Here is an 8016-nt window from a genome sequence, read left to right as displayed (position 1 = left end):
CATCCCGATGAGCTTACATAAGTAAGTGATTCGGGTAAGTGAGTGCAGCTAACACCCCTGCTACTTCAAGGCCGCAGGGGATTAAGATTGAATAAAATGCTCGCGGTAATAGGCAAGCTCAGCCACAGATTCACGGATATCGTCTAGTGCTTGATGGGTATTTTGTTTTTTGAAACCTGGCAGAATCTCTGGTTTCCAGCGGCGTGCCAGCTCTTTTAGCGTGCTGACATCCAGATAGCGGTAGTGGAAATAAGCTTCAAGCTCTGGCATATAACGGAACAGGAAGCGGCGGTCTTGGCCGACACTATTACCACAGATAGGTGAAGCGCCTGCTGGAACCCACTGTTTCAAGAATTCAATGGTTTGTAATTCAGCATCACTATCGCTAAATGGGCTGGCTTTAACCCGTTCCACTAAACCACTGCCGGTATGGGTACGCACATTCCATTCATCCATAAGCCCAAGCTGTTCATCTGACTGATGAACCGCCAATACTGGGCCTTCGGCTAGAATATTGAGATTAGCATCGGTGACCAGAGTGGCTATCTCAATGATCCGATCGCGCTCAGGATCAAGGCCGGTCATTTCCAGATCGATCCAGATCAGATTATTTTGATTCTCTGCCATAATATTTCCTGCCTGTTAGCGGGTGAGACTACCGAACAAACGGTTAATTGATAAAATAATGTGTATCATAGCCCTTTTGGTCGCAACCAGCGATATACCCAAAGAAATTGGCGTTGCAGGTAGGTAGCAAGCAAACGAATCCCGATAAGATTACACCGATGCGGGGGAGTGAAGCGAGTGGCCCCAGCGGCTTCAAGTATGAAGGGTATTAATGCAGATTCAAGTGAGGCGCAGTGAGTAAGAATAAACTGTCGAAAGGTCAACAACGCCGTGTGCAGGCAAACCATCAGCGTCGGCTACGCACTGATAGAAAACCTGAGTTAGATGACTCTCAGCTTGGCGATGCGCAAGAAGGTATCGTAATCAGTCGTTTCGGTCAGCACGCCGATGTCGAAGCCACCGATGGTGTTCAACACCGTTGTAACATCCGCCGTACCATTAAATCACTGGTTACCGGTGACCGTGTGGTCTGGCGTCCAGGCCTGCAAGCTCAGGAAGGTGTGCGGGTTAAAGGCATTGTCGAAGCCGTACATGAGCGTACATCCGTGCTGACACGCCCTGACCTGTACGACGGCGTGAAACCGATCGCCGCAAATATCGATCAGATAGTGATCGTTTCGGCGATCTTACCTGAACTTTCTCTTAATATTATCGATCGCTATCTGGTGGCCTGTGAAACACTGGAAGTCGAACCGTTAATTGTGTTGAACAAAATCGATTTACTGGATGCCGATGGCCGTAAATTCGTTGATGGCATGATGGAGATTTACCGGCGCATTGGCTACAACGTGCTGGAAGTCTCAAGTCAAACCCGTGAAGGGATGGAAGCCTTTGAAAAGGCACTGGCCGGGCGCATCAGTATCTTTGCCGGTCAGTCCGGCGTGGGTAAATCCAGCCTGCTGAATGCCCTGTTACCGCCAACGGATAACGAAATTCTGGTGAATACGGTATCGGGTAATTCAGGTCTGGGTCAGCACACCACCACCGCAGCCCGCTTATATCACTTCCAGCAAGGCGGCGATGTGATTGACTCACCGGGGGTGCGTGAATTTGGCCTCTGGCATCTGGCACCGGAACAAATCACTCAAGGATTTGTCGAATTCCGTGATTATCTCGGCCATTGCAAATTCCGTGATTGCAGCCATACCACCGATCCCGGTTGTGCACTGCGCGAAGCGGTAGAACAAGGCAAAATCGCTGAAGAGCGTTTCGATAATTACCATCGAATCCTGGAAAGTATGGAACAGGCGAAGCCGCGTAAGACATCTGATAGCGACGAGAAATGATGTCTCAATAGTCCTGTTGAACATGCTTTAGCTAAAAACTGTGGGCGCAGAAAGATATATACCCAGTGACTTCAAGATGCAGGTAAGCGGCAATTGAGCGAAGCCTCAGGAGCTTACTCAAGTAAGTGACTGGTGTGAGTAAAGGCAGCCAACACCCCTGTATCTTGAAGGGCGACGAGTATAATGCGCCCCCTCATTAATTTTACCGTTTACCCAGAGGTCTACGTGCTGGACAGTATCAAAATCAGATTACAATATTTACTCCCAAAACTTGGCCTGACTCGTTTGGCAGGCTGGGGGGCAGATAAGCAAGGTGGCTGGCTGACCCAACTGGTGATCAAGGCATTTGCCCGCTACTACCATGTTGATATGAAGGAAGCCCAGGACCCTGAGTTCTCTGCTTATCGTTCGTTTAATGAGTTCTTTGTGCGCCCACTGCGCGCGGGTGTGCGCCCTGTTGTAACGGAAGAAAACCTCTTGGCCCAACCTGCCGACGGCGCTATTAGCCAGTTAGGCGCAATTCATGACGGGCAAATTTTGCAGGCAAAGGGCCACAACTACACGCTGGAAGCCCTACTCGCCGGTAACTATATGTTGGCTGCTGAGTTCCAAAATGGCCATTTTGTCACCACCTATCTGGCTCCACGTGACTACCATCGCGTCCATATGCCGTGTGACGGTATCTTGCGCGAAATGATTTATGTGCCAGGTGATTTGTTCTCGGTCAATCCATTGACTGCGGCCAATATGCCTAATCTCTTCGCACGTAATGAACGTGTTATTTGCATCTTTGATACCGCTTTTGGCCCGATGGCACAAATTCTGGTAGGTGCCACTATTGTTGGCAGCATAGAAACCGTCTGGGCTGGCACCATTACCCCGCCACGAGAAGGTGTGATTCGCCGATGGACCTATCCGCAAGCAGGAACTGAAGGCGCGGTAGTGCTGGAAAAAGGGCAAGAAATGGGCCGCTTTAAGTTAGGCTCGACAGTGATTAACCTGTTTGCTGAAGGTAAAGTCTATTTAGCACCACAGTTAAACAGTGGTTCTGTTACCCGCATGGGTGAAGTATTAGCCGAAGCCGTCCCTACTGCTATACCCTAAATAATTCGAGTTGCAGTAAGGCGGCAAGCGAATAAACCCGATGAGTTGAGACTAGTCAATGATTCGGGTAAACGAGAGCAGCCAATGCATATGCAGCTTGGAGTATGACGGGTATAAACGTAATCGATGTTAAGGAACCCTTACGTGCGCCTAATAATTTCTCGATCTTTTGGTAAATCACTCTCTTTTGGCCTGTTACTGTCATTTGTCATGCTGCTGTCTTTGCCGTTGCATGCGGCAACTCAGCCTAATGAAGATCAGCTCAGACAAGAGCTGAAACAGGCTGAAACCAATAAAGGGATGCCAAATCAGACCGAAATTGTTCAGGCGCTGCAATCGGCTCTTAGCTGGCTGGCGGATGCAAAAGAGTCTGATATCCGCGCCCAGCAGTATCAAAAAGCCATTGATGACTTCCCCAAACTGACCCGCGAGTTACGCCAGGAACTGGCGCAAGAAGGGGATAAACCCCTGCCCGTACCCAGTAACATGTCTACATCCGAACTGGAACAACAAGTGCTGCAAATCAGCAGCCAGTTGTTGGAATTAAGCCGTCTGTCGCAACAAGAACAGGATCGGGCGCGGGAAATCAGTGAATCCCTCAGCCAGTTGCCTCAGCAGCAATCAGAAGCTCGGCGAATTCTGACTGAAATCAGCACCCGCCTTCAGGCGCAAAGTAACCCCGCCAATCCGGTCGCACAGGCACAGTTTGCATTACTACAAGCAGAAGCCGTGGCCCGTAAGGCTAAAGCCAATGAACTGGAGCTTTCTCAGCTCTCAGCCAACAACCGGCAAGAGCTGTCACGGCTGCGCGCCGAGTTATACAAAAAGCGTCAAGAACGGGTTGATGCTCAGCTCCAAACCTTACGTAATAATCTCAATAACCAGCGTCAGCAGGCGGCTGAACAGGCACTTGAGCGCACCGAGTTACTGGCGGAACAAGGGGGCGATTTACCTGAGTCAATCATCCAGCAACTGCAAATCAACCGCGAGCTATCTCAAGCGCTAAATCAACAGGCGCAACGCATTGATCTGATCTCTTCGCAACAACGGCAAGCGGTAGCCCAGACCCAACAAGTCCGGCAGGCTCTCAGTACTATTCGTGAACAGGCCCAGTGGCTGGGCGTTTCAACCGCACTGGGGGAAACACTGCGGGCACAGGTTGCAAGATTGCCTGACGTACCGAAATCTCAGCAACTGGATCGTGATATGGCGCAGTTGCGGGTTCAACGTCTGCAATATGAAGACATGTTGGAGAAGTTACAGCAGCAAAATGTCAAATTAAAGCAAAATGATGGTACACCGCTCACCACCGAACAGCAGCGGATCCTTGATGCTCAATGGCGCACACAGCGCGAATTGCTGAATTCTCTGCTGTCCGGCTATGACACCCAGATTCTAGAATTAACCAAGTTGAAAGTGGCCAACAGTCAGTTGGTGGATGCGCTAAGTGAAGTTCGCGAGGCCACTCACCGTTATCTGTTTTGGGTCGCAGATGTCAGCCCAATATCACTGTCTTACCCGATTAACGTTGCCCATGACCTGACCCGCTTACTGTCGCTGGATACACTTTCGCAGTTAAGTGGCGCATTCGTCATGATGATGACCAGCCAGGAGACACTGCTACCGATCAGCGCAGCCTTGCTGTTTGTCGGTTTCAGTATCAGCTTGCGTCGCCACTATCATGCCTTCCTGGAGCGTGCTAGCAGCCGGGTAGGTAAGGTTACGCAAGACCATTTCTCCCTGACATTACGTACCGTTTTCTGGTCAATTCTGATGGCGCTGCCGCTACCGGTATTGTGGGCCGCGCTCGGCTATGGCCTGCAAAACGCCTGGTCATATCCGATGGCGATCGCCATTGGTAATGCCGTCACTGCCACCGTGCCAGTACTGTGGCTGTTTATGATAAGTGCCTCGTTTGCCCATCCTCATGGCCTGTTTATCACCCACTTCCGCTGGTCACCGGCGCAGGTCGGGCGGGCAATGCGTTTTTATCGCATGTCAGTGTGGTTGATTATCCCATTGATGATGGCACTGATTACATTCGAGAATTATAACGACCGTGAATTCGCTGGCACCCTGGGCCGCTTGTGCTTTATTTTGCTGTGTGTTGCCTTAAGTCTGGTGACCAATAGCCTGAAACGAGCCGGTATTCCACTCTATCTGGATAAAAAAGGCTCGGGCGAGAACATCATTAACGTGGCGTTATGGGGGCTACTGCTATCTGCCCCACTGATTGCGGCATTGGCCGCGGCGCTCGGTTATCTCACCACCTCACAGGCGCTACTGGCGCGTTTGGAAACCTCGGTTGCCATCTGGTTCTTCTTGTTGGTGGTTTACCATATTATCCGCCGTTGGATGCTGATTCAGCGCCGCCGTATTGCTTTTGACCGAGCTAAGCAGCGGCGAGCCGATATTCTGGCGCAGCGCGCCCGCGGTGAAGAAGATACGCCGCACAATAACAGTACCGAAGGGTCCATTGATGTTGAGGAACCGGTCATTGATCTGGATGTGATCAGCGCCCAATCTCTGCGTCTGGTGCGATCGATCCTGACGATGATCGCCTTGGTTTCAGTGATAGCATTGTGGTCTGAGATTCATTCAGCGTTTGGTTTTCTGGAAAATATTCGCCTGTGGGATGTGTCATCCACCATTAACGGTATTGAGTCGGTGCAGGCGATCACCATGGGATCACTGCTGATCGCTATTTTAGTGATGGTTGTGACTACCCAGCTAGTGCGTAACCTGCCTGCCCTACTGGAACTGGCGCTATTGCAGCATCTGGATCTGACGCCGGGAACGGGCTATGCCATCTCCACCATCACCAAATATCTGTTGATCCTGTTCGGCAGCTTGCTCGGTTTCTCTATGTTGGGGATCGAGTGGGCGAAATTCCAATGGTTGGTTGCCGCACTTGGTTTAGGTTTGGGGTTCGGTTTGCAGGAGATTTTTGCCAACTTTGTTTCTGGTCTGATCATCTTGTTCGAGAAACCGATCCGTATCGGCGATACCGTGACCATACGTGATCTCACCGGTAGCGTGACCAAAATCAATACCCGTGCCACAACTATCTCTGACTGGGATCGCAAAGAAATTATCGTGCCGAATAAGGCATTTATTACTGAGCAATTTATTAACTGGTCACTGTCGGATTCAATTACCCGTGTGGTACTCACAGTGCCGGCTCCGGCTGAAACCAGCAGTGAGGAAGTGACTGAGGTGTTACTTACTGCTGCACGCCGCTGTACCTTGGTATTGGATAACCCACCACCCGAGGTCTATCTGGTTGATCTTCAACAAGGGATTCAGATTTTCGAACTGCGTATTTACGCCGCCGAAATGGGCCATCGTATGCCACTGCGCCATGAGATCCACCAGTTGATTCTGGCCGGTTACCGTGAGCACGGCATTACTCTGCCATTCCCACCCTTCCAGGCTCGGCTGGAAACACTGGGGCGTGGCGCTGGCCGCACTATTACTTCAGGGCGTGGCCGCACACCGGGTAGCTTGTAAATTAAGTTGACGTATCGATAGAGAAATGGCCTGACTCTGTGAAGAGTCAGGCCCAATAATCAGGAATATTACCCAAAGTCATTGGTGTTGCAGCACGGCAGCAAGTTCATTAATCCCGATGAGCTTACATCAGTGTTCGTGAACGTAGCGAACGCCGCTGCGGCGCCAAGGGCGAGGGGTTATTAAGCACGCCCTACTGGGAATGCGATAACCTCATCTAACCTTTCCGCCCCCAGCGCCAGCATCACCAGACGATCAACACCTAACGCCACTCCTGAGCAATCCGGCAAGCCCTGTTTCAAGGCGGCAATTAAGTTCATATCGATTGGGTTCTGCGGTAAACCCCGTTTGGCTCGCATGCGATTATCTTGCTCAAAACGTTGCAGTTGTTCATCACCATCAGTCAGTTCATGGAAACCATTCGCTAACTCAATACCTTTGAAGTAAACCTCAAAACGTTCTGCTACTCGGTGATCTTCAGTGCTGATCACCGCCAGTGAAGCTTGAGACGCGGGGAAATGATAAACAAAGGCGGGTTTATCGCGGCCAATGTGTGGCTCGACTCCAACGGTAAACAGCAGCTGCAATAGCGTATCGCGATCTTCTTCTGTATCGGCAATATTACTTAAATCCAGTTTTGCCGCGGCTTCACGCAATTGCGCTTTATCTGCCGACAATGGATCAATGTCTAAGTGGCGCAGGAATGCTTGCTGATAAGACAAGGTTTCAGCGCTATTACAATCCAGTATTTGCTGCAACAGGTCATCAACCTCATTCATTAAGCGATACATATCATAATGTGGGCGATACCATTCCAGCATGGTGAATTCAGGATTGTGATGACGGCCAGCTTCTTCATTGCGAAAACTGCGCCCCAATTGATAGATAGATCCACTGCCTGCCGCCAACAAGCGCTTCATGTGGTATTCCGGGCTGGTCATCATGTACAGCGTCATACCATCGGCAGCGCCCGGGCCAACAAACCGGGTTTGGAATGGGACTAAATGAACGTCCGTCACTGTCGCTTGGCTCATGGTTGGCGTTTCAACTTCTAATACGCCACGATCGGCAAAAAAGCGCCGGATCTCTGCCATTATTGCTGCGCGTTTCAACAAATTGGCGATAGGTGCAATCGGCTGCCAGCTTGCCGTTTCGCTCATGGTGGTTAACTCCGAAATCAAACAGGGGATGCAGTCTACTCGCATCTACTCACTCAGACAAATCTGTCACTCATCAGCCCGATTTTTGACTTGAATTCAGCATTTCACGCTGCAAAAAAGACTTTAGCCCAGTAGATCCTGTTTGGGATCACGTTTTTGCTAGTAATGCCCCTGAGTAGGTTCAAATAAAACAAAACAATCGATCACATCAAATTTATAGCACTTAGCATTAGGTATAATTATTCCCATACAAAATGTAAGAAATAGCTATTCTTAATACCATCATTCTGGTTAACGGCGAATAAGTTAGCCTAATAATAATTTTAAAT

Annotated in this window: 5 protein-coding genes; 3 read left to right on the top strand and 2 right to left on the bottom strand. The window is 50.1% G+C overall.

What is annotated here, in order from left to right:
• Positions 1-81: 81 nt before the first annotated feature.
• Positions 82-627, bottom strand: a complete 546-nt coding sequence (orn, locus tag V2A85_RS20050; protein ID WP_005187496.1) for an oligoribonuclease — start codon at positions 625-627, stop codon at positions 82-84.
• Between the two features lie 233 nt (positions 628-860).
• Between orn and rsgA the strand changes: the two genes are divergently transcribed.
• The 3 genes from rsgA to mscM all read left to right on the top strand — a co-directional run bounded on the left by rsgA (position 861) and on the right by mscM (position 6527).
• The gene (rsgA, locus tag V2A85_RS20045; protein ID WP_005187493.1) at positions 861-1913 is read left to right on the top strand and encodes a small ribosomal subunit biogenesis GTPase RsgA; all 1053 of its coding nucleotides are present in this window, start codon (positions 861-863) and stop codon (positions 1911-1913) included.
• A 225-nt stretch (positions 1914-2138) separates the two neighbouring features.
• Positions 2139-3017: an archaetidylserine decarboxylase gene (asd, locus tag V2A85_RS20040; protein ID WP_420072180.1), complete on the top strand. Its 879-nt coding sequence runs from the start codon at positions 2139-2141 to the stop codon at positions 3015-3017.
• A gap of 126 nt (positions 3018-3143) precedes the next feature.
• Positions 3144-6527, top strand: a complete 3384-nt coding sequence (gene mscM / locus V2A85_RS20035; RefSeq protein WP_372557819.1) for a miniconductance mechanosensitive channel MscM — start codon at positions 3144-3146, stop codon at positions 6525-6527.
• 182 nt (positions 6528-6709) lie between these two features.
• Here mscM and epmA read toward each other — a convergent pair whose 3' ends face one another.
• Positions 6710-7687 (bottom strand): elongation factor P--(R)-beta-lysine ligase, encoded by a 978-nt coding sequence (epmA, locus tag V2A85_RS20030; protein ID WP_372557818.1) that lies wholly within the window; start codon positions 7685-7687, stop codon positions 6710-6712.
• Between the last annotated feature and the right edge of the window lie 329 nt (positions 7688-8016).

It is taken from the genome of Yersinia sp. 1252 StPb PI (assembly GCF_048593885.1).
GTDB classification, from domain to species: Bacteria; Pseudomonadota; Gammaproteobacteria; order Enterobacterales; family Enterobacteriaceae; genus Yersinia; species Yersinia enterocolitica_E.
Note: the sequence above shows the minus strand (reverse complement) of the source record. Positions and strands in the feature narration are given on the sequence as shown.